This window comes from Rhodococcus sp. MH15 (assembly GCF_019266045.1).
Taxonomy (GTDB): domain Bacteria; phylum Actinomycetota; class Actinomycetes; order Mycobacteriales; family Mycobacteriaceae; genus Rhodococcus_F; species Rhodococcus_F qingshengii.
This window is the reverse complement of record NZ_LPNP01000053.1, coordinates 14,858-33,166: the sequence shown is the minus strand read 5'-3', so window position 1 is coordinate 33,166 and position 18,309 is coordinate 14,858. Positions and strand designations below refer to the sequence as shown.

At 63.9% G+C, this 18,309-nt stretch carries 17 protein-coding genes; 14 read left to right on the top strand and 3 right to left on the bottom strand.

The genetic code is table 11. From position 1 onward, the window contains the following. The first annotated feature begins 42 nt into the window (after positions 1 to 42). The 12 genes from ATN37_RS02175 to ATN37_RS02120 all read left to right on the top strand — a co-directional run bounded on the left by ATN37_RS02175 (position 43) and on the right by ATN37_RS02120 (position 11,754). The gene (locus ATN37_RS02175) at positions 43 to 1,446 is read left to right on the top strand and encodes a ParA family protein (protein ID WP_193595868.1); all 1,404 of its coding nucleotides are present in this window, start codon (positions 43 to 45) and stop codon (positions 1,444 to 1,446) included. A 44-nt stretch (positions 1,447 to 1,490) separates the two neighbouring features. After that, entirely contained in the window at positions 1,491 to 1,910 is a 420-nt protein-coding gene (locus ATN37_RS02170; RefSeq protein WP_193595867.1) for a hypothetical protein, read from the top strand. A gap of 49 nt (positions 1,911 to 1,959) precedes the next feature. Further along, a complete protein-coding gene (locus ATN37_RS02165) occupies positions 1,960 to 2,691 on the top strand; it encodes a hypothetical protein (protein ID WP_063316337.1) in 732 nt (243 codons plus the stop codon). Between the two features lie 16 nt (positions 2,692 to 2,707). Continuing rightward, positions 2,708 to 5,008, top strand: a complete 2,301-nt coding sequence (locus ATN37_RS02160; protein WP_193595866.1) for a hypothetical protein — start codon at positions 2,708 to 2,710, stop codon at positions 5,006 to 5,008. Then, entirely contained in the window at positions 5,008 to 5,298 is a 291-nt protein-coding gene (locus ATN37_RS02155; RefSeq protein ID WP_063316339.1) for a hypothetical protein, read from the top strand. Before ATN37_RS02160 ends, ATN37_RS02155 begins: the two co-directional genes overlap by 1 nt. Then, positions 5,298 to 6,884 (top strand): hypothetical protein, encoded by a 1,587-nt coding sequence (locus ATN37_RS02150; RefSeq protein ID WP_193595865.1) that lies wholly within the window; start codon positions 5,298 to 5,300, stop codon positions 6,882 to 6,884. The genes ATN37_RS02155 and ATN37_RS02150 overlap by 1 nt, the downstream gene beginning before the upstream one ends. 7 nt (positions 6,885 to 6,891) lie before the next feature. Further along, positions 6,892 to 8,394 (top strand): ATP/GTP-binding protein, encoded by a 1,503-nt coding sequence (locus ATN37_RS02145; RefSeq protein WP_193595864.1) that lies wholly within the window; start codon positions 6,892 to 6,894, stop codon positions 8,392 to 8,394. Continuing rightward, positions 8,391 to 8,645, top strand: coding sequence for a hypothetical protein (locus ATN37_RS02140; RefSeq protein ID WP_193595863.1), 255 nt, complete (start codon positions 8,391 to 8,393; stop codon positions 8,643 to 8,645). Before ATN37_RS02145 ends, ATN37_RS02140 begins: the two co-directional genes overlap by 4 nt. Beyond that, positions 8,642 to 10,405, top strand: a complete 1,764-nt coding sequence (locus ATN37_RS02135) for a type IV secretory system conjugative DNA transfer family protein (RefSeq protein ID WP_193595862.1) — start codon at positions 8,642 to 8,644, stop codon at positions 10,403 to 10,405. The genes ATN37_RS02140 and ATN37_RS02135 overlap by 4 nt, the downstream gene beginning before the upstream one ends. After that, positions 10,402 to 10,674 carry a hypothetical protein gene (locus ATN37_RS02130; protein WP_193595861.1) on the top strand — a complete coding sequence of 91 codons (273 nt, stop codon included), beginning with the start codon at positions 10,402 to 10,404 and terminating at the stop codon, positions 10,672 to 10,674. Before ATN37_RS02135 ends, ATN37_RS02130 begins: the two co-directional genes overlap by 4 nt. Continuing rightward, positions 10,674 to 11,300 carry a hypothetical protein gene (locus tag ATN37_RS02125; RefSeq protein WP_193595860.1) on the top strand — a complete coding sequence of 209 codons (627 nt, stop codon included), beginning with the start codon at positions 10,674 to 10,676 and terminating at the stop codon, positions 11,298 to 11,300. The genes ATN37_RS02130 and ATN37_RS02125 overlap by 1 nt, the downstream gene beginning before the upstream one ends. A 220-nt stretch (positions 11,301 to 11,520) precedes the next feature. Beyond that, positions 11,521 to 11,754, top strand: coding sequence for a hypothetical protein (locus ATN37_RS02120; RefSeq protein ID WP_218694684.1), 234 nt, complete (start codon positions 11,521 to 11,523; stop codon positions 11,752 to 11,754). A gap of 72 nt (positions 11,755 to 11,826) precedes the next feature. On the opposite strand, the gene ATN37_RS02115 is transcribed toward ATN37_RS02120, so the two are convergent. Both ATN37_RS02115 and ATN37_RS02110 read right to left on the bottom strand, forming a co-directional pair. Next, complete coding sequence (locus ATN37_RS02115; RefSeq protein WP_193595859.1) at positions 11,827 to 12,147, bottom strand: type II toxin-antitoxin system PemK/MazF family toxin; 321 nt, start codon at positions 12,145 to 12,147, stop codon at positions 11,827 to 11,829. Further along, complete coding sequence (locus ATN37_RS02110; RefSeq protein WP_083059662.1) at positions 12,144 to 12,455, bottom strand: hypothetical protein; 312 nt, start codon at positions 12,453 to 12,455, stop codon at positions 12,144 to 12,146. Before ATN37_RS02110 ends, ATN37_RS02115 begins: the two co-directional genes overlap by 4 nt. 90 nt (positions 12,456 to 12,545) lie before the next feature. Between ATN37_RS02110 and ATN37_RS02105 the strand changes: the two genes are divergently transcribed. Both ATN37_RS02105 and ATN37_RS02100 read left to right on the top strand, forming a co-directional pair. Further along, a complete protein-coding gene (locus ATN37_RS02105; protein ID WP_063316347.1) occupies positions 12,546 to 12,728 on the top strand; it encodes a hypothetical protein in 183 nt (60 codons plus the stop codon). 100 nt (positions 12,729 to 12,828) lie between these two features. Beyond that, complete coding sequence (locus ATN37_RS02100; RefSeq protein WP_218694683.1) at positions 12,829 to 13,626, top strand: DUF5710 domain-containing protein; 798 nt, start codon at positions 12,829 to 12,831, stop codon at positions 13,624 to 13,626. Between the two features lie 48 nt (positions 13,627 to 13,674). On the opposite strand, the gene mobF is transcribed toward ATN37_RS02100, so the two are convergent. Further along, a complete protein-coding gene (gene mobF, locus ATN37_RS02095; RefSeq protein WP_193595858.1) occupies positions 13,675 to 18,240 on the bottom strand; it encodes a MobF family relaxase in 4,566 nt (1,521 codons plus the stop codon). Positions 18,241 to 18,309 lie beyond the last annotated feature (69 nt).

The following is an 18,309-nucleotide window of genomic DNA, read 5'->3' as shown; positions in this document are numbered from 1 at the left end:
AAGAACGTCCCCGGAACCACCCCCTCCCCGAAAGGAACTCCCGTGAGCGCTCCTGACCCCTACGACGAGCACCAGGACACCTACACCACCGAAAAGGCCGTTGACCTGCGCGGCCAGCGTCTACGTCGGCAATCTCGGCCCGAAGCCGAGACCGCCCCGATCGAGACTCCTGAACCAGCCCCGCAGATCGAGTCAGCCGCCGAATCCGGCGATACCGAGTTGGTCGACGAGTCGGCAGGATACGACGACCCGTATGCGGTCGGGCAGGACGCGCTGGCAGAGAACGACGAACCCGAATTCGACTACCGGTTCGAGCGGGAGACAAGCGAAGTCGACGACAGCCCCGCAACATGGGGCTGGCGCGGACGTGTCAACGCGGCGGTCGGCATGAAGATGGCGCCGAAGCCTGACTCGGCGGAGGTGCGGTTCCGCCAATCCGTCACCCGCGTTCAGCAGCCGCTACCCGGTTGCATGGTCGTCTCGGTGATCAGCCTCAAAGGTGATGCCGGAAAGACTTCGACGACCCTGACCCTGGCCAACACCTTCGGTTCGCACCGCCACGGCGTTGTCGCGTGGGATGCCAACCAGTCCACCGGGACTCTCGGAGACCGCGCGGCCAATCCCACCGATCCCGACGTCGGCCCCTGGGATGTTCTCGAGAACGCCCGCGATCTCACCTCTGCGGGAGCCGTGTCGGGTGCGCTCGGCAGGTTCCTGCGGCTTCAACCCACGCACGACGAAGTCCTCGGAGCCGACACTTCGACCTCACGCGATCATGGCATCGGCTGGGACGAGTGCGCGGCGATCATGGCTGTACTCCGCCGTCATCGGGACCTGATCTTCATCGACACCGGCAACGAACCTGTGGCCGCGAATTGGCAATGGGCCGTGCAGCACTCGAACCTGTTGGTCGTTCCCCTGCCGCTGCGCCTCGACATGACAAAGATGGCGTTGCGGATGTTCAAAGGGATCATCGCCCGCGGCTTCGGCCATCTGGTGTCCTCCGCGATCGTGCTGACTGTCGTGACACCCGGCTCCGATCCCACCCTCGAGCCTGAACTCGTCGAGGGACTGGCTCGACTGGGCCTTCCGGAAGAGAACGTCATCCGGGTTCCCTACGAGCCGTCGTTCGCGACTGGGGAGCGCATCGTCTACGACCGTCTCCTTCCGTCCACGATCGAGGCTTACACCAATGTCGCCGCCGAAATCGCGGATGCTCTCGCTGCCAGCGTGTACGGCCGCGCTGCCGAGTACGCCGACCCGTACACCCCCGAGCAGATCCAACGTCCTCCGGAAGTTATTCGACGTACAGCCCGACCCGAACCGGTCGCGCAGTACGAGGACCGATACGCGGAGTACGAGCCGGAACCTCGGCCGAACCCCCGCCCTCTCCGTCCTCGCCCGGTAACTCCACCCCACCCGCGAAGTCGCGGGCGCCTGGATTGAAAACCACTGCACCACAGCCAGACACCACATCGAAAGGGAACACGATGAACGAACAGAACACACCGGTGAGCCCGTCCACCAGCGGCGGCCGGCTGCGTCGGGCGGCGGCCATCACCTCCGGCACCATCGCCCTGGCAATCATGACCGCCGCTCCTGCCGCAGCTCAGGACGCGCCGAAGTCGAAGAACCCGTTCGAAGGGGTCACCCCCACCCTCGAGTTCCTCGGACCTGCGTTCCAGAACGTCTGGGTCCGCGTGCTCGGCACCATCTGGGCACTCGCAATGGGCGGTGTCGGCGTGAAACTGATCTTCGCGCTGTACAAGATGCGAGCAGCGAAGAACGGCGGCTACGCCTCGGAGATGACCGACAACGCCGCTGAGGTCAAGACCGCAGCCACCGCCTTCGGCGGCCTGACACTTCTGACCGTCATCATCGGCGCCATCATGTTCGTCACTCAAGGCTGAGACGAATTCCGCTCCAGCTCAGCATTTTTCACGAGAAAGAAGAGAACTCATGGTCAAAGATTTTTCTCAGGTAGGTACGGGCAACCGTCCGGTCGCGGCGACTGGATCCACAGGTGGCGGATCAGGGTTCTTCTCTGACCGCAAGCGCGTTATCGCCACTGGTGTTGTCGCAGTGGTGTTCCTCGCGTTGGTGATCGCGCTCCTCACCTCCGGTGGTGGTGATGACAACAAGGGGAGCGGAGCCGATGCAATTCGTGCAGCCCACGGTCCGACGACGACCATCGACGGAGTTCCGGCCGGATACACCCGCGATCAGGCCGGCGCACAGACCGCGGCCGTGAACTTCATCCAGGCCAACGGTCAGACGTACCAGGGCCGGATCGACGCCGAAAAGCTGCGAGAAGTTGCTGTCTCGGCGAATGCGACCGATGCGCTCAATACCGTCATCGACATCTCCAGCGGCCGCACCGATCTGGGGAAAACCGTCAACAACGTGCCACTGATCGTCACCGTCCCCGACTTCACCCAGGACTCGGCCACCGTGTCCGTGTGGGGCATGGGCGTCGGTCAAAGCCCGATCAGTGAAGGAAGCGACAAGGTCGGCATCCTCACCGTCTACTCGACGAGCACCGTCACGGTGAAGTGGGAGAACGGGGACTGGAAAGCCCAGGACTGGAAGTTCGTCAGCGGCCCGTCCGCAGATGATGCCCAGTTCCCGGCCGCTGATTCGGCGCTTTCGAAGCCGGGCGCGAACGGCTTCTACACGTTCTACGTCAACTAGAAAGGGGGCCTGACTGATGTGGCGCAAAATCATTCTGACCGCGGTCGTGGCATTGTTCGCGATGCTCGGACTGGCGTTGCCGGCGGCAGCGGAACCAGTTGCTGTCCCCAACACCGACCCGGCTCCTGGCGTGCAGAATGCCACTCAGTCGGGCAAGGAACTCCCCAAAGGATTTCCCGATGATCTGAAGAAGTTCGTCGCCGGCACAGACGAATTCAAATCCGCCTCGTGGTTCACCGGAGTCTGCAAGGACAAAGGCGGCGACATGGGCCAGTACTCGACACAGGTCATGCACAACGAAAACCGGTTGATGTACTGGACGGCAAAAGAATCCGAGCGGATCGCCATGTGGGCACCGCAGGTGATGATGTCGAAGAACCCGGCTCTGATCGACGCCCTGGTCGCCGCCGGCGGCGCCGGTACACAGATGTCCGGCATCGACATGGGTGTGGAGGCGAACCAGAAGGCCGCCTTGAGCATCACGGACGAGTCGATCCTCAAGGGCGTCTATCCGAACACGTTCCCCCTCGATGAGGCTGCGGACATGTACCCGCCGTCTCCGACCTGTGCGCAGGATCTGGCGCGGTGGACAACGAAGACGACCAGCACATGGGGTTTCGAGTGGAGCCCGACACCGGACGCGGCCTCACTCGCGGCGATGAAGAAGCAGCCGAACGCCGACAAGGTGCCTGACGCTGCCTGGACTGCTCCCTGCGCCGGCAATGGTGTTCCCGGCGTCCTCTGCATGCACGCGATGTTCGTCAACTGCGAGCGCGCAACACCTGGGGAAGACATGTTCGCGTGCACGGAATGGAACACCAGGGTCGGGAAACTGTTCGGCGGCACCATGAACTGGATCGATCAGAACACCAGTTTCAGTGACCGCCTCGGCGAGACCCTCGGCGGGATGATGAGGGCAACGCCGGCCTATATGGGCGGCAAGATCTTCGTCGACAGTTTCACCTTCGCGTGGGATACCGTTGCCGGCCCGCTCGGTGATCTGGTCGCATTCGTCAAAGACCCGTCGGACGTGATCGATTCCTGGGCGAACAAATTCAAGAGTTCGGCGATGTCGATGACCGATTCGGTCCTGCCCGGTTTGGCAGGCATCGGCGAATTCGATCCGTTGGAGCCGCAGTTCTTGACTGTGTACGCCATGTCGACGGGGTTGGGTCTCCTGGTGCTGGCTATCGCCACGATCTTCGCGCTGTACAAGTCAGCCGACGGAAGCCGCCCAGGCGAAGAACTCGCCAAGGACTTCTTCGGATACTTGCCCGCCGGGATCATGCTGATGCTCTTCGCTCCCTCTATCGCCCAATTCGTCATCAGTCTCGCCCACGAGATCTCGGTCGCGTTGGTAGGCGCGATCGGCACCACCACCGACGAAGTGATCAACAACGTATCGACCTCCCTGGGCGCTCTCAACGACGAAACCCTGGTCGGTGGAGCCGTCGCCGGCATCATCGGATTCGGGTTGATGGTCATCGGTGTGCTCTCGGTCTTCTTCGGCTTCTTGATGCACGCGGCCGCGCTTCCCGTCCTCGCAGTGGTCAGCGGTATCGCATTCGGCATGTGGGTGCACCCCACCTGGCGAAAGAAAGCGCTTCGGCCGGTGATGATGTTTCTCGGTGTCGTGCTGTCCAAGCCCATGCTGTTCGTACTGCTGGCCGCTGTATTCGTCGTCATCAACGTCTCAGCGCAAGGATCAGTCGCCGACGACGGCAAATTGGAATCCCTGGGCCAACTCGCCCTGATCGCCGTGTGCTTCGTGATGATCGGTCTGGCACCGTTCGCGTTGCTCAAGTGGTCACCGATCCTGCCGACCGCTGCGGATTCCGCCGACTTCGGTAGCTCGGGCTCAGCCTCGGGCGAGATGATCGGCTCGTCGGCGAGCATGTACCAGCAGCAAGCCGGAGGCGGATCGGGCGGCGGCGGCGACGGGGGAGCTGCGTCCCGCAATGCCGACGTCGCGACCTCACCCGGACGCGGCACCGGACCCTCCGATCACCTCGGCGGCCACAATTCCTCCCCCGACGCATCGTCAGCATCGTCCGATCACGCGTCCAGTCGATCGGGCCACGGAGCGCAAACCTCGTCCGGTTCCGTCGGGATCGGCGGCAAAGACTCCGGCAAGGGCGGAGCCAAAGCGGGAAGCGCCGAATCGAAATTGATGAGCGCGGCGAAGACAACCGCCGGCGCAGCTGCAGGTGCAGCGACAGTGGCGGCGCCCTTCGCGGTGGCCGCTGCCGGCGCGGCGATGAACAAGGCCGGCGCCTCGGCGCAAAGCGCTCCCGAACACGCGGATGGAGAGAACTGATGAGAAAGCACCGCACCACCTACCTCGGCCGGGACGCCGCACTGCACGGTCTCGCTCAGTTCCGAGATCCAGTGGTACTCACCAGGATCGGAACAGTTGCGATCCCGCTGTACCTGACGGTGATGATCGGGCTGTCCGTAGGGACTCTCGCGGCCGCGTGCCTGGTGATGTTGGCCGGGTTCGTCGCGAGCACCGAGTTTTCTCGACCGGACACCTACGTTGAACGGCTGGTCCGCGCACGCGCCGCCCGCCGTCGAGACGCCACCGAACCAGTGACCGGAGAACAGTGATGAGTGAACAACGCACGTCGATCCTGGGGCGTCAGATCGCCCGCAAAGGAAACTTGCCTTTCGCCGAACCGGTCTTGATCGCCTGGAGCGCGACACTCGTCCTAGCGCTGGCCCTGATCTTCGTCATCGGGCAGAACATCTGGGTGCTCGGGTTCGACTTGGCGTTGATCCTGGCCGTCATCGGTGCGACGTTCGAATTCGGGCAGCGTGAGTCCTATGCGGCAAGCAAAGCCAAGCAGATTCGAAACCGTCAGCGCCGCAAGCGCGGTGAGCATGTCTACGTCAGCGCCAGGGACGAAAACTTCGGCGACCCCGACCACGATCCGGGGTGGGAGTTCCCCGTCCCGCTCTACCAGACGAAGCCGGTGGATCTGGCCGGTACCGGCCTCGACGACATGTTCATCCTCGAACACACCACACCGGGCGACAACAACTACTACTCGGTGATCGTGGCGATGCAAGGTTTGGCCGAAGGTCTACGCGGTGATGCGGAGTGGGCGGTGACCTCAGCTGCGTTCGGTCGTATCCTCGCCGGGTTCGCGAAGCGGTCCTCGTTCGTTCGGGGTGTGGCGCTGCTGCACCGCAGCGTCCCGGCCGACATGGCGCCTCACGAGAACTGGATGATGCGCATGATCTCGGCCGCCGGTGAATCCGTGCGGCGCATCGACGAAGCGATCCGTTCCTACGGTCAGCTCCTCGACCGCAACGCCCCGTATGTCGAGGAGCACCGCTCGTACTGCGTACTGATCATTCCGAAGTCACCGACGTTCCTCGCCGAAGCTGCCCGCATCGCGCGCCGCAAGGATGCCGCCCTGGTGGGCGGTATCGCTCAGGTCATTCGCGACGAAACGGAGAAGGCGCAGCATTCCCTCGAACGCGCCGGTATGGGCCGGGTGGAGGTTTACGGCGAACAGCGAGCCTGCGCGGTGATTCGCGCATTCCAAGACCCCACCTTCCCGCTCGACGCGCACAAAGGTGTGCGGTGGAACAACTGCTGGCCCTCTTACATCGGCCGCGACGAGTCGGTCGAGATCGCGGGGGCGTGGCACACACGGGCCGGGGTGATTCCCCCGCGGGCGATCGAACCGCGCGAACTCGGCCCGTTGTGGCTCGGCCCGTTCTTGACCGGAGTCGAGCCCGACGTCGGAGACGACGAGATCGCCGCCGCCCCGACCATCCGCACGGTGATGGTGCGCATGGATTTCGTGGAAGCCTCCCAATCCCGCGAAGCCGCGAAGAAGGACGTCACCCGAGACGAGGCCAAGCGCATCGAGGAGAGCCGCAAGGGAAAAACCACCGACGGCGCCTCCGACGTGGCGATAACCGAATCAGCTCGCCGCCGACAGGATCTTCTTCCCGGTAGCGGACACCACGGCTTGATCTATTCGATGGCCGTCTCGGTCACCGGCCGAAACGAAGACGACGCATTACGCGCCGGTACACGTGTGGAGCAGGCCGCCGACAACTGCGGTATCGGAGAAATCGTGTGGCAGGACAACCGCCACGACGTGGCCGCGTTCTTGACGTTGCCTCTCGGCCGCGGACTGGCGGCCACCAAATGGACTCGAATCAAGACAAGGGGCTGAACCGGCGATGACGAAGACAGAACAGAGCACCGCGCACCGTCGCGGCCACAAGAAGTCCAACCGATGGACCCTCACACCAAGCCTCGGGAAGAAGAAAGTCCAGGTCGAGGGCGCGGAGGAAGTCGCAGTCACGCAAGCGGTCCACGCCTCCGACAGGATCACCACCCGTCGGCCTGCCCCCAAACGCAACCGATGGTTGGACCGGTGGGGCTGGTACGAGGTACGGGCGGAAGGCGCGTGGACCACCACCCGGCAAGGTGAAGCCCTGAACCTGGCCACGATGCGCCGCTCGGTGCGTCACGAAGGACTCATGACCGGGCTGAACAAGATCAACCAGTCGATGGTGATCACCGACCCGTTCGCGCTCTACGGCTCGGAAATCGAGAACATCAACGTCGCCATCGTCGGCGACATCGGCAAGGCGAAGTCGTCGCTGATCAAAACCGCGTTCTGCATCCGGCAACTCGCCTTGGCGAACAACCGGCAGTGCGTCGTCATCGACAAAAAGCGGCAGGGCAACAAGGGCGGCGAGTATTCCGGTATCGCAGAGGCGATGGGCGCCCGATCGATCCGATTCCTCGCCGGCGGTGACGGCGTCCGGATCAATCTGCTCGACCCGGCTATCGCCAGCGGAACCCAACGTACGGACGGTGTTTCCCCGGCCGGTCAGGAAGCGCTGGTCGGTGCCGTCATCGAAGACACGATGGGTCGTTCCCTCGTCGAGACGGAAAAAGCAGCTGTGCGCCAAGCACTCAAGTCCGTCAACGAACGCGCCGATGCGGAAAACCGCGAGCCGACGTTGCGCGAACTCGCAGCGGAACTGCTCGAAGCGAGCCCCGGCAGCGGCAACATCTTCGGCTCACTGCACGCCGAGGATTCGCGCCGCTGGGGCCTCAATCCTGGTCTCGCGCTGCAAGAACTGTGCGAAGGAGACCTCAAAGGCCTCGTCGACGGCGCTACTTCCCCGGAGGTCCGCGAGGCACTCGATCATTCGTTCGTGCACTTCGACGTCTCGGCCCTCCCGAACAAGGGGCCGGCGTTGCGGGTCATCATGACCGTGATCAACACCTGGCTCGCGAACGTTCTCGCAACCCGCTCCGCCAAGCACATGCAAACGCTGCTGCTGATCGAGGAAGGCTGGCACGTCGCCGACGGCTCGACCGGAAAGGTGTTCCGCGAGAACATGAAACTCTCTCGCGGCCTCGGTCTTTCGACGGTTTCGGCGTTCCACCACATCTCGGACCTCCCGGTCGACTCTCCCGCGCGTGCGCTGATGAAAGAGGCCGGAATCGTCTTCTTGTACGGGCAGGACCGTGTCGAGGATGCAGAGGAAACAGCTCGCATGTACCACCTGCCGGCCGGGTCGACAGAAATCATCATGTCCCTGGCGAAAGGACATTGCCTGGTCAAGTACGGCAGCGCCGACCCGATTCTCATGCAGCACGTCCGTTCCGATCTTGAAATCGAACTCACCAACACCGACGAAGTGATCAAGGGAGAGGCAGCATGATCGCCACAGACGCTCCGGATCGCCTGACGACGCTTCCTGTTCCGCCGCTCGTTGCCTTCACCATTCTGGTCGGCGGGTCGGTAGCTGCTTGCGCGCTCATGATGTGGGTTCTGGTAGCGCGGCGCAGGTCCAGCGGCCATAGGCCGCCCCTGTCACCGCGGGGCCGGACATCCGATACGGCATCCACCCGCACCACACTCTCGCGGTCCGAGCTTGTGATGTCCGACCCGATCGAAGGAGACAAGTCGTGAGTACAACTCAGCGTCCTACGCAACCGATGGTGCCGCCTGGCGTGCTTCCCCTTGTGAGTCTCGTTGCTTCGGCCGTCGTCAGCGTCGTTGCCGGCGGATACATCTCAGGTGTCGTGTCCGGTCATGGCGGCGCTCTCCCCACCGGTGTGTACGGAGTTCTCGACGTGTTCGAAGGGCTGTTCCGGAATCCGGGCGACCCCGCACTCGCGTGGCCGGAAGGTTCTCGGCCGGGCGGACCGGTACTGACGTGGGTTTCCATCGCGATCGTTGCGGCGTTGTGCCTGTGGATGGGGCTGTTCTTTTCCGGGCAGCAGATGAAACGCGCCGCCGCTCGGCGGGTGCGAGAGTCCGGATTCGCTGACCGCACCGAACTCGCCCGAACCGGTATCAGCGAAAAGGCGGCCGTCCGGAAGGCGAAAGCGACCCGCCTCTCACTCAAAGACGTTCCGGTGCGACGCATCGATGCCGCTGTCGAGACCACCCGAGTCGCGGAGCTGTACGACCACAAAGGCGAGGGCGTATTCCTCCAGTACCGCGACGGACTGACCTGCACCGGACCGACTGGTGCTGGTAAGACGTGGCGTGTCTGCTGGAAAGGTGTCACCGACGCCGTCGGCCCGGTCGTCGCTACCTCGACCCGCGGCGATCTGTTGCGCTCCACGTGGGCGCAGCGCCGGGAAGTCGGGCACGTCGAGGTCTTCGACCCGGAGGGGCTCACCGCGATCCCCAATCCGATGCGGTGGTCGATCCTCGACGGGTGCGAGGATCCGGAAGTCGCCAAGCGGCGTGCAGAAGCACTGGTCCAAGCCATGCCGATGGACGACACCAGCAATTCCGGCTATTGGAACGGCAAGGCCGCGATGCTCATGCGCGGCTACCTCTACTCCGCCGCCGTCAAGAACAAGAACATGATCGACCTGCGGATCTGGGCGTCCTCCCGCAACGTCCAACTGGTCCGCGATGTTCTCGAGCAGGACCTTCCGGACTGGCACGCCGAACTCGAGCAAGCCTTGGACTCACAGTCCGACTCCTCCGATGACGTGGTCAGCGCGTGCGCGCGATTGCTCGAACCGTTGGCGTCCCCGAAGTTGATGAGCGCGATCAACGTCCCCCGCAGCGAGTCCGCGGATCTGCATGCGCTGATGACCGAGGGCAAGAACACCGTGTATCTGGTCTCGGAAGGACACAGCGCTTCGGCGGCCGCGTTCACCACCGTGCTCTCGGCAGAGCTCTATCACATCGCGAAGACACACGGGCTGGGCAACGAGGACGACAAGATCGATCCGCCGTTGCGGATGGTCCTCGACGAAATGAACAATGTCGCGGCGATTCCGCACATGCCGGATCTGATCACGGACTCGGGCGGCCGCGGAATCCAGATCTGGGCGTTCGTGCACAGCGCCTTGCAGAACGAGAAGCGTTGGGGCCGCATCGACGGGCAACGGTTGTCGAGCGATTCCCCGGCACGGATCTACTTGCCAGGCCTAGGTGACGAAGGCGAATTGTCGGCGCTCTCACGGTTGATGGGTAGCCGCGACGAATACATCAGCCTGGACCCGCGTTCAGCACCGCGCAGCGTTCCGGTGATGGCACTCAACGAAATTCGTGAAATGCCGGAAGATCAAGCGCTGATGATCTACCGCAACGCCAGGCCGATGAAGGTGCGGCTGCCATCGGTGTGGGATGTTCCGGATCTTTCGAAGCGGGTGCGGGCGAATCAGTCGGCGTTCGATGACTTCTGCGCGAAAGCCGAACTATGAGCTCCGAATCTGCGGCCTCACCGTGGGAGTGCGCGGACCACTGGGCGCCCGGGGATTCCGCGTTGTGGATTGGCGTCGGCTCCAGCGGGGTGTACGAGCGCCCGATCATCGTCGTCTCCCCGGCCGGCGCCCTCGTTCGCGATCCGGAAGTAACGTACAACGACGGTCTCTTCACTCTGTCCGACGGATTACGGGATGTGCGGCACCGTGATTCGTGCGAACCGTGCGCAGCTTCGGTGCGCCTGCTTCACCAAGGAGGTGGTGCGTGATGAGCATTCCGGTCTACCAACCCGGTCCGGCTGATTGGCGCCACCTGGATCGCGAGGCTGCTGCGGAGCTGTGGCTCGAGCTCGGACAGTGGGTCGAGTGGCTGCGCCGGCGCTACAACGTCGGTGGGCAGCAGATCCGATCGTGTTGGTACAAACATGATCCGATGGTCGAAGAGCTGACGGCGGCGATGTGGGCGCACCGAGAGGTGTACCAGCAGCTGGAGAAGAACCCGTATCACGGCGGTATGGCAGCCTGGCACAACCACGTGCTGTGGCCGATGATCTCTCGGCTGCCCAAGATGGGCTTCAACGAGGAATGCCGTGGCGGAGAGTGCGGCTACCAGCCGAACGACCCGAAGATCGGCACGGATTTCGCGGAATTCGTCGCCGCCGACACCGACCCTCGACCCGAGACCGCGCCCGCACCGCTGATCGATCAGGTCCTCGGCTTGGTCGATAGCGCAGCCGGGAAGGTGACTGCGCTGACGATGGATCAGGTTCTCGAGATGATCGACGGCGGCCGCGCGGTCGCCGAAGATCCTTCCGACGATTTCACGGCGGTCGAGATCGACGGCGACCGGTGGGAATTCGACGATGACACCGAAACATATCGGCCCGTCGAATAACCCTCTCAAGCCGAAGCATCAACAGCCCCACGCCCTTCGGGCGGTCTCGCCCACCGTTCGAGAGTCCGGGCCTCGGGGTAGTTGATGTTTCTCGTGTCCGCCACGGTTGCGGCGATCGTGGGTTGTCCCGCCTGGGGCCTGCGCGCCGTGCTGTGGCGGACACACCCTCTTTTTCATAGGATGCTTTGCATCACAACTCGATTCGGATTGGTGGACTGCCATGCAGGAGCACGACCCCCTCGGACGGATGGATTTTCCTTTGATCCGGTCACTCGCACGCATGAGTGGAATGTTCATCCGGTCAGGATTGATTTTTCTCGCCCTGTTCGTCGCAGCATCGCTGATTGCGCAGGAGACACCAGGCCAGTGGGCGGTCGGCGCGTTCGTCGTGCTCTGGCTGGGTTTCGGCCTCACGCTCCGGTGGCTCTCGGTATCGCGATTTACCGACCTGTGACAGTTCCCTCCGCTTGCATGACTGTGGCCCTCGACCGGAAAGGTCGAGGGCCACAGTCGTACAGCGAGTTCGTTAGGGCAGTCCGAGTGCGATCGCGAGTGCTTTGTTCAGTTTGACCACCGTTGCGGGGGAGAGCGCTCCTGCCGGCCTGCTCGCGGCGATCTCGTCGTCGAAGAGCTGGATGAGGTCGTCCGCCAGGATCGAACCGACAAGTGGATCTGCGGCTCCGAGGGGGACGGCCGTCGGAACGCCGGGCTTCGGTGTGGTGGTCACGCGTGCGGCGAGGACCGTGTTCAGGTTGCGGTTACGGACGTTGTTGGAGACCACCACCCACGGCTTCTCGCCGTGTCCCATGTCGAACCAGTAGATCTGCCCGCGGAGCGCGGCCGTCATTCGCCGTAAGCCTGGTCGACGCGCTCGGCGTAGCTGCGCCGGCGCGCTCGTTGTTCCGTTAGGCCTTCTTCTTGATCCTTCGCGAGTTCGGCATAGCCGGCTTCGAGAGCCTTCTCGCGGAGTGCTTCTGCACCCACACGGAGAAGTGCGCGGGCGATCCCGGACTCGGAGTTGTCGCGGATGGTGATGTGCTGCTGCTGCGCCCATTCCCGCAGGATTCCTGCTTCGAGGCGGTCGGGGTCGGCGAACACGGCGATTTCCGCTTGGTCGTCGCTGTCTAGTGTTACAGGTAGCCGTTTCACATCCATGTTTCACAGTATGACTCACTTTGTGGATCACGGCAATGAGTTTTCGGACACGCCGCAGATCCTGTCGGCGGGATTGGCGATACTCGCCGAATGAAACTGTTTGCCCAGAAGCGGGATGAATCGGAATTCGTGGAGTACGGCTTCGGCCTCGTGAATGAAGTCGGCATCGATCGCGTCAACACTGAGGACTCGACACTGGTCGATCTTTACTACTGGAGCGAAGGAGTACGCGAAGCGCTCCGGGAAGTCCGCGACTTCAAGGTCACGGACTGAGCTCGGCGTTTCACACTCACGTGCACGCCTCGTCGAGGCGACAGGCAATGTGCGATCGGTAGGGTCTAGCTCGTCGAGCAGGCTGAGGGGAGCAGCGACGGTGGTGGGTCGAATATGGCTGGATGTTCCGTATGTAGAGAAGGATCTGGCGAAGGCCGGAGGCGCGAAGTGGGATCCATCAGCCAAGCGATGGTATGCGCCCCGAGTCGAGATGGCAGGTCTGTCGCGATGGGTCGCGCTCCCTGACATTCCGGAGATCCTGCCGGGTGAAGACCGGTCTCTCGGTCATGGTCTGTTCGTCGACCTCGTCCCTGATACGTGTTGGTTCACCAATGTCCGGTACTGCGTCGAACCGAAGGATTGGGAAAGACTGCGCCGCATGGTCACGCGGCGCGCCGGGATGCAGTGCGAGATCTGCGGTTTCCCGGAAGACCGAGCGTCGCAGCGGTGGCTCGAAGTGCACGAGAGATGGACTTACGACTGGCCGACCAAAGTGCAACGTCTGGGCCGGCTCATCTGTCTCTGTACGCCCTGTCACCAGGTGACGCACTTCGGATTCGCGCAGATCAAAGGCAATGAAGAGCAAGCTTTGCAGCATCTGATTGCGGTGACCGGAATGACCCGTCCGCAGGCGCGGAGCCATGTTGCTGCCGCGTTCGATGAGTGGCGAGCCCGCTCCATTGGGGAATGGGCTCTCGATCTGAGCATCCTCACCGACGTCGGGGTTCAGGTTCGTCGACCTCCGGCGCCCGCCGACCGCCGGATCATCGCAAGCGGCCGGCCCACCGCGACACAAATCCGGCAACCACAACCGGTGGTTCCCCCGCTCTGTCCTACCCCTGCGATCACTGCACCTAGATTGCGCGATCGGATCGCGGCATGGTGGCGATCACGCTGAGACCACCCGCCCCCTCTGTCGTCTGACGAAACGCCAGCCTGCCGGCTGTCACAGACGCGGTCCGCGGCGTTTTTGTTCGTGTTCCACGTGTTGGGCGATGGTGTGGTGATGCTCGAGTGTCGCCTGCTGCCGCTCGGCGCGCCGCTGTTCTTCGCGGTGCTCTTGCATGCGGTCGTGCAGGGTGTCGATGTCGCGGTGGACAGTGTTGAAGGGTGCGATGTCGGCTTTGTACTCGGGCCGGTCGCCGGCCACTGAGGTGGTGTCGGTGATGTTGTGGCGGTCGCGGTATGCCTGGATCTCGGCGGCGGTGCGATCCCATTGCGCTGCCAGCTCGGGGTCGTCGGGCCTCGCTTCGAGGTGCTCGGTGAAGCGCAGTTCGGGGTCTTTGCCGCGAGCATCGTCGGTGCTGATGCGTCGGGTGTTCGCGGTGTGTTCGGCGGCGATGTCGGTGTAGGTGGTCTCCAGCTGCCCAGCGAGGGTGGGGTCGACGAGGTGGGCGTCGAGGTCGGGGGAGGGCACCCAGTGCGGCGCTGCGGGGTCGACGGGCTCTGATGCGGCCGGCGCGATGGTGTCGAGTGCGTCGGTGATCCCGGTGACGTGTGCGGTGGAGTGCGCAGCGGTCTCGATCGTGCGGCACAGTTCGTCGACGTCGAAACCTGCGTGGGTGACGAGTTCGCGGATACGGCCTACTGCTGCGTTCCACCGCGGGTCTTCGGTGCGTTCGGCGGCGGCCACCGCGAGAGGGAAGTGCTCGCGCAGGATGTCGTCGTGTTCGGCTGCCCAGCGGGTGTTCGTCTTCTCGGTCGCAGTCGTGATGGCTGGTGCCATGTCTTTGATCAGGTTCGCGGCGGTGACGTCTTCACCCCGTGCTGCGAGTTGCTGCGCGTGCCAAGACAGAACTGCCTCGGGCGCGATCCCAGCGAGTGCTGCTTTACGTAGGTGGCGGCCCAGTCGCTGCACCCCGGCTTCGGCGAGGATGCGTTCGGCGATCTCGGGTTCGAATGCTTCCCGCACGGGTCGGTGGATGCGGGTGGTGTCGAGCTGCGCCCGCGTCTCGTCGTACCGGCGGATGGTCGCGCCGATGCCGTCGGTGCGCTCGTGTTCCGGCCGGGCGGTGGCGTAGCGATCGGCGACGATGCGGGCGTAGTCGTCGAGTTCTTTGTCGGTGTTGGTGGTGCGCGGGGGCAGCGGGGGGAGCGCCGTGTCGGAGCGCTCGGCTGCCGCTTCTGCTGCGGTCTGAGTGGCTTCGACGATGCGGGAGTTCAGGACACGCGCAACGTCGCGGGCGGTGTGGAGTTCACCGGACGCGAGTGCGTCGTTGAGGATGCGCCGGGCACTGTCACCGCGGTCGTGTGCCTGTCCGAGAGTGGTGCGGAGCGCGGCGAGGCTGCCGGGGTTTTCGGCGGCGATCGTCGCGAGCAGTGCTGCGGGCAGCGCCCGGTCGAGGACGTCGTCGAGCCAGCGATCGCGCAACCTGCTGTGTGCGGCGTGGTACGCCTCGCGGAGTCGTTCGGGGCTGCGTGCGTGCTCGAGTGCGTCGCGGATCTCGGTGATGGCGGCTTTGTGGCCGTTGTCGTTGGCGAGGATCTTTTCGAGGACTTCACGTGAGGCCGGGTTGTTGATGGACCCCAGGTGCATGCCCTCGGTGTCTTGGGTGACGCCGGGTTCGACGGGGACGTACAGGTGGTTTTCGGTGCGGCCGCGGGTGGTGGCGACGTAGAGGCCGGGCCGGTTGGTGGTGTGTCCGACGGTGGTGTGGGAGGTGTCGACGGTGATGCCTTGGCTGCGGTGCACGGTGGCGGCGTAGCCGAGTTCGGTGTTCCGTTTCACGTACCGGGCGGGCAGGGTGATCATGCCCTCGTGGGTTTTGCTGCGCAGGTTCAGTGAGCCGTTGTCGTTGACGGCGGTGACGGTCCACAGGTCGCCGTTGCGGACGAACATGTTGCGCCGTTTGCCGCCCTTGGTGCGCAGACGGCGCTTGTTCTTGCGGGTCAGGACGATGTCACCGACTCCGGCGTCGAGTTCGTCGGACAGGGTCACGGTGTGTCCGACTTTGGCGGTGCCGGTGGCGCGGTAGTGCGCTTGGATCGCGAGGTTCACTTCGCGGACGTCGTCTCGGGTCGAGAGCATGACGATCGAGGTTTTCCCGGCGCCGATGTCGGCGAGGTAGGCGGTTGCGGCGGCGTCTTTCATCTCGGCGGCGGTGCCCTCGTGGACCCATCCGCGGGAGTAGAACAGCTCCAAGCTGCTCTCGTCACCGTGCCGCAGTGCGAGGGAGTTCTCGGCTTGTTCGGTGTCTTTGCCGAAGCGCACGACGACTGTGAGTTCGGGTGCGTTGGTTTCTTCGGCGAGCAGTCGCAGCGCTCCGCCGGTTTCGACGGCGTCGAGCTGGTTCGGGTCACCGAGTAGCCGGACCACTGCGCCCTTGGCTGCGGCGATTTCGGTGATGGCGGCGAGGTCTTTGGTCGATGCCAGGGACGCTTCGTCGACGAGGAGCATCGCCCCGGCGGGGATCTCGATGTGATCGGGGAGGCTGCGTGGTTCGTGGCCTTCGAGGCCGCGCCACGGGTACGTCAGGGTTGCGAGGGTGTGGGCGGTGACGTCGATTTCTTCGCCCAGGGTTTCGGCCGCAACTGCGGATGGTGCGAGCGCGATGACTTCGTGTCCGGTCGCGCGCCAGGTGTCGGTGACCGCTTTCATCGACGTCGTTTTGCCGGTGCCGGCGGGCCCGACACCGACGGCGAGGAGCGTTCCGGCGCCGACGAAATGCTCGGCAAGTTCGCGCTGTCCGGCGTTGAGCGGGTGATCGCTGGTACGGGCGATTTTTTCAACGACCTTGTCGAGTCCGGCTTGTGCCGCGATGTAGGCGGTCGGTGTCCGAGTGGCGTCGAGCATGAACTGTTCGGCGGTGATGATGCTCGCGGAGGTATGCAGTGCGGTGCCATGGTTGGTGAGGATGAACTCACCATCACGGCGTCTGAGAGCCTCCGGTGCGGGGGGAAGTTCGGCCGCCGGCAGGTGCACGGACGCGCCCAGTACGTGTTCGGTGACGGCTTTCACTGCGGCCGTGCGTGCGGCTTCGTCGGGGAAGGAGACGGCTGCAAAGTTCGCTTCGACGGCGCTGTGAATGTGGGTGATCGCCCACGTTGCGCGGCCGTTCTCGAGGTGTTCGACGACACGTTTCGCTTCCTCGGCCGGTGTTCCGGCCTTGCGCATCGCCTGGTGCTCACGCACTCCAGCGGCGTGTTCGCGCTGCACGCCGCGCCATTGTTCGGCGAGGGCTCCCACAGCTGTGTCGTCGCCGAGGATCTGCGCAGATCGGGTGATCCAGTTGTTCTGCATTTCGCGCAGGGTTTGCGGTTCCTGTTTCCCGGCGCGGGTGTCGAGGTTCGCTTGCTGGTAGAGCGCGTACATCGCCTTTGCGCTGGGCATCCGGTCGTGCTTTTGGCGGTATTCGGCGACCAGCTGATCGCGCCGGGTCTCGATCTGAGTGCGCCGCGAGGAGAACATTTCGCACAGCTGCTGCGGCACTTCGGCGATCTCGACGACGTTCTGCCGACCACGTCCGGTGCTGCGCTCTGTCAGTCCGAACCCAAGCTCGGTGTGCATTTTCGACATGATCGCTGCGTTGTAGCGCTGCGAAGCCGCGACGGCGTAGCGGTGCAGGGTGGCACCGTCGAGAGCTCGCCACTTACCGTCCTTTTCGGTGCATACCTTGATGGACACAACGGCGTGGGTGTGCAGGTTCGGATCCCCCGCGCGGGAGTCGTAGTGGTCGTAGAGGGTGGCGACCATGCCGGTGGTGTCCTGGTGCTCTTGGCTCGTCGCGCCGGTGCGGGTGAAGCATGCTTCCTTCTCGATCCAGCCAAGCGTGCCCTTGACGGTCTCGTGGTGGATTCGTTCGATCTGGCGGCGCAGATCATCGTCGGCGAGCGCCCACATCGTCGACACGCTCTTGGGCGGTGTGAACACCAGATCTTGTCCTGCGACGGGTTGCCGGACACGGTTCTTCTGCGCCGAAATCCAGGACCACAGCTCTTGCGGGTCCTGTGCGGAACGCTGGTGTGTCTCCTCGAACAGTGCGGTTCCGACCTTCTCCATCAACGCCCCGGACTCCGCTTTGGAGGGCCGGCGGGCGTTGTCGACGGCGAACTGCTCCAGGGCGGCGCGGTGGGCCTTCAGGAGGGGGATGTCGTTGGCGAAGTCCGGGAACTTGCGGCCCAGTCGAGCCTCTTTGACGGCCTTCTTCGGGTCCATCCCACCCTTGATCGATTCCTCAACCATGGGGTCTGCGTTGGGGTGCATGCCCTCCCCGAAGAGTGCCTTCATCTGAGGTTCGGACACTGTGGCGCCGTCGGTGATCCGATGCTGGTCGGCGATCTCGGTGTCGGCATCCATTCGTGCGAGATCTTCGAGTCCGCCGCCGAACCACGTACCGGGCGGGGTGCCGTGGGCGGTGTAGTAGTCGGTGAGTTCTTGCCCGTGCTCCAGCTCGCGGTCTGCGGTGGCGACCTGCTTTGTCAGGTACTCGTAGCCATCGCCCGCGTGCAGTACGTGGAGCGTCATCACAAGGCCACCATAGTCGCCGCAGGCGGCCTGGTGGAGGGCAGACACCCCCAAAGTCTGAAATTCAGCAAGAGGTGTGTCTGAATTTGGGGGTTGGGCTGAGTGAAACGAAGTGCA

What these genes read in the sequence shown, in the direction of transcription:
- ATN37_RS02170 (WP_193595867.1), top strand. Translation starts at nt 1,491, where the DNA reads ATGAACGAACAGAACACACCGGTGAGCCCGTCCACCAGCGGCGGCCGG.
- ATN37_RS02165 (WP_063316337.1), top strand. Translation starts at nt 1,960, where the DNA reads ATGGTCAAAGATTTTTCTCAGGTAGGTACGGGCAACCGTCCGGTCGCG.
- ATN37_RS02160 (WP_193595866.1), top strand. Translation starts at nt 2,708, where the DNA reads ATGTGGCGCAAAATCATTCTGACCGCGGTCGTGGCATTGTTCGCGATG.
- ATN37_RS02155 (WP_063316339.1), top strand. Translation starts at nt 5,008, where the DNA reads ATGAGAAAGCACCGCACCACCTACCTCGGCCGGGACGCCGCACTGCAC.
- ATN37_RS02150 (WP_193595865.1), top strand. Translation starts at nt 5,298, where the DNA reads ATGAGTGAACAACGCACGTCGATCCTGGGGCGTCAGATCGCCCGCAAA.
- ATN37_RS02145 (WP_193595864.1), top strand. Translation starts at nt 6,892, where the DNA reads ATGACGAAGACAGAACAGAGCACCGCGCACCGTCGCGGCCACAAGAAG.
- ATN37_RS02140 (WP_193595863.1), top strand. Translation starts at nt 8,391, where the DNA reads ATGATCGCCACAGACGCTCCGGATCGCCTGACGACGCTTCCTGTTCCG.
- ATN37_RS02130 (WP_193595861.1), top strand. Translation starts at nt 10,402, where the DNA reads ATGAGCTCCGAATCTGCGGCCTCACCGTGGGAGTGCGCGGACCACTGG.
- ATN37_RS02125 (WP_193595860.1), top strand. Translation starts at nt 10,674, where the DNA reads ATGAGCATTCCGGTCTACCAACCCGGTCCGGCTGATTGGCGCCACCTG.
- ATN37_RS02120 (WP_218694684.1), top strand. Translation starts at nt 11,521, where the DNA reads ATGCAGGAGCACGACCCCCTCGGACGGATGGATTTTCCTTTGATCCGG.
- ATN37_RS02115 (WP_193595859.1), bottom strand. Translation starts at nt 12,147, where the DNA reads ATGACGGCCGCGCTCCGCGGGCAGATCTACTGGTTCGACATGGGACAC.
- ATN37_RS02110 (WP_083059662.1), bottom strand. Translation starts at nt 12,455, where the DNA reads ATGGATGTGAAACGGCTACCTGTAACACTAGACAGCGACGACCAAGCG.
- ATN37_RS02105 (WP_063316347.1), top strand. Translation starts at nt 12,546, where the DNA reads ATGAAACTGTTTGCCCAGAAGCGGGATGAATCGGAATTCGTGGAGTAC.